Source organism: Mesorhizobium sp. M7A.F.Ca.CA.002.05.1.1 (assembly GCF_003998335.1).
In the GTDB taxonomy this organism is placed as follows: Bacteria; Pseudomonadota; Alphaproteobacteria; order Rhizobiales; family Rhizobiaceae; genus Mesorhizobium.
Genome location: NZ_RZQI01000970.1, coordinates 1 through 2,150, shown reverse-complemented (window position 1 = coordinate 2,150; position 2,150 = coordinate 1). Strand labels below are relative to the sequence as shown.

Below are 2,150 nucleotides of genomic sequence, written 5' to 3'. Positions count from 1 at the left end.
CGGCGTCACCGTCCGCGTGCTGATCGATGCCGTCGGCGCCCGCTACTCGGTGCCGAGCATCCTGGGGCATTTGCGCGAGGCCAACATCCCCGCCGATGTCTTCAACGGCAACATCGTCATGGGCCTGCGCCTGCCCTACGCCAATCTGAGGACCCACCGGAAGATCCTGGTGGTCGACGGCATCGCCGCCTTCACCGGGGGCATGAACATCCGAAAAGGCTTCTCCGCCGAATTCGCCGGCTCCAACAGCGCCAGGGACACGCATTTCCGGGTGACCGGTCCGATCGTCGCCGACCTCTTTTCGGTCGCCGCCGAGGACTGGCGCTTCGCCACCAACGAGGCGCTGAAAGGCGACGCCTGGCGCATCGCCCCGCTGGCGCCGTCGCCAGGCGCACCGATGATGGTGCGGGCGGTCGCTTCCGGCCCGGATGCCAGCAACGAGACCAACCACAAGCTGCTGATCGGTGCATTCTCGGTCGCCCGCAAGTCTATACGCGTGATGTCGCCCTATTTCCTGCCGGATCGGGAACTGATCAGCGCGCTGATCACCGCCGGCAGGCGCGGGGTCGAAATCGACATCGTGGTGCCGGCGGTGAACAATCTTTTCCTCGTCGACCGCGCGATGATGGCGCAGTTCGATCAGGTGCTCAAACACTATTGCCGTGTCTGGCGCACCGAGGGACCGTTCGACCATTCGAAGCTGCTTTCGATCGACGGCGTGTGGGCCTATGTCGGCTCTTCCAATCTAGACGCCCGATCGCTGCGGCTGAATTTCGAGATCGACCTGGAGGTGCTCGATGCCGGCTTTGCCAGCGAGATCGAGGCGCGGATCGGGTCGGCGATCGCCTCCGCCGTGCCGGTGACGCTGGAAGCTTTGCGAGCCCGGCCGTTTCTTATCAGGCTGTTCGACCGGGTATTGTGGCTCGGTTCACCCTATCTCTAAGGCGGAGGTGCGCTTGAGGAACTCGTCCGTCATGGAACATACGCGGAAATTGCCTATTTTCACTGTATCCGGCTTCTGAATTGATGCCAGCGAGGACGAGCAGCACAGAGATGCACAGAATTGGACGCAGCCTCCCGGCAAGCATGCTTCTGTCCCTTCGTGACCGCCGGATGCAGAAAGCGAATGCCGCCGCACTCAAGACGACAGCCACCACCGGCACGCTGGTTGCCTCCTACAATGTCCACAAATGCATCGGCGTCGACAGGAAATTCGACCCGGAACGGACCATCCGCGTCATCCGCGAAATCGATCCGGATCTCATCGCGCTGCAGGAAGCCGACAATCGCTTCGGCGACCGTAATGGGCTTCTCGACCTGCCCCGGCTCGAACGGGAAACCGGCCTGGTTCCGGTGCCGATTTCGGCCACAGGCAAGGGCCATGGCTGGCATGGCAACGTCTTGCTGTTCAAGAAGGGCGTCGTTCGCGACGTGCACCAGATCAAGCTTCCGGGACTGGAGCCGCGCGGCGCGGTGGTGGCGGAGATCGACCTCGATGGAAGCCAGACGCTGCGCATCATCGCCGCCCATCTCGGCCTGCTGCGCCGCTCGCGCTCCCAGCAGGCGCGCGTCGTGCTCGACCTGATGAACAGCCCGGACGAAAGACCGACCTTGCTGCTCGGCGACCTCAACGAATGGCGGCTTGGCAACCGCTCCGCTCTCAACACGCTGCATGCAACGTTCGGCCCGCAGCCGCCGGCGGTCCCCACCTTCCCGTCGAACCTGCCGCTGCTGGCGCTCGACCGGATCATGGCCAACAGGCACGGCATGATTGCCGCCATTAACGCGCATGACACGCCGCTTTCGCGCGTTGCCTCCGACCACCTGCCGCTGACGGCCTTCGTACGCCTGGAGCGTATCTCCGATAACGCCTTGATTTCTCCGGTGTCGCAAAGCGTGTAGATTTACGCTGGAACGCCCTGGCATGATCAGCTGACGAAATAGCGCTGCCACTCGAAGTCGGTGATGTGCGACGCCTGCCAGGCGTCGAATGCCGCCTGCTCGGCTCGCCGGCTCTCGGCATAATTGTCGCGAAAGGCCTCACCAAACGCATCCGCGCAGAAATCCGATGCGGCGAAGGCCTCGATCGAAGAATTGAGCGTACGCGGCAGTTTCGGCTTGTCGAGATTGGCCAGGTTCGACGTCACCGG

The 2,150-nt window shown here is 63.3% G+C and carries 2 protein-coding genes and 1 pseudogene; 2 read left to right on the top strand and 1 reads right to left on the bottom strand.

Features of this window, described 5'->3' with window-relative positions:
• The coding region (locus EN939_RS31280; protein ID WP_245473236.1) for a phospholipase D-like domain-containing protein at positions 1-943 on the top strand (943 nt) is incomplete at its 5' end.
• 110 nt (positions 944-1,053) lie between these two features.
• On the top strand, positions 1,054-1,902 hold the full coding sequence (locus EN939_RS31275) for an endonuclease/exonuclease/phosphatase family protein (RefSeq protein ID WP_127271470.1): 849 nt from the start codon (positions 1,054-1,056) through the stop codon (positions 1,900-1,902).
• Between the two features lie 26 nt (positions 1,903-1,928).
• Here EN939_RS31275 and EN939_RS31270 read toward each other — a convergent pair.
• Positions 1,929-2,150 (bottom strand): annotated as a pseudogene (locus tag EN939_RS31270) (glutamine synthetase); the annotation flags it as partial.

What these genes read in the sequence shown, in the direction of transcription:
- EN939_RS31275 (WP_127271470.1), top strand. Translation starts at nt 1,054, where the DNA reads ATGCACAGAATTGGACGCAGCCTCCCGGCAAGCATGCTTCTGTCCCTT.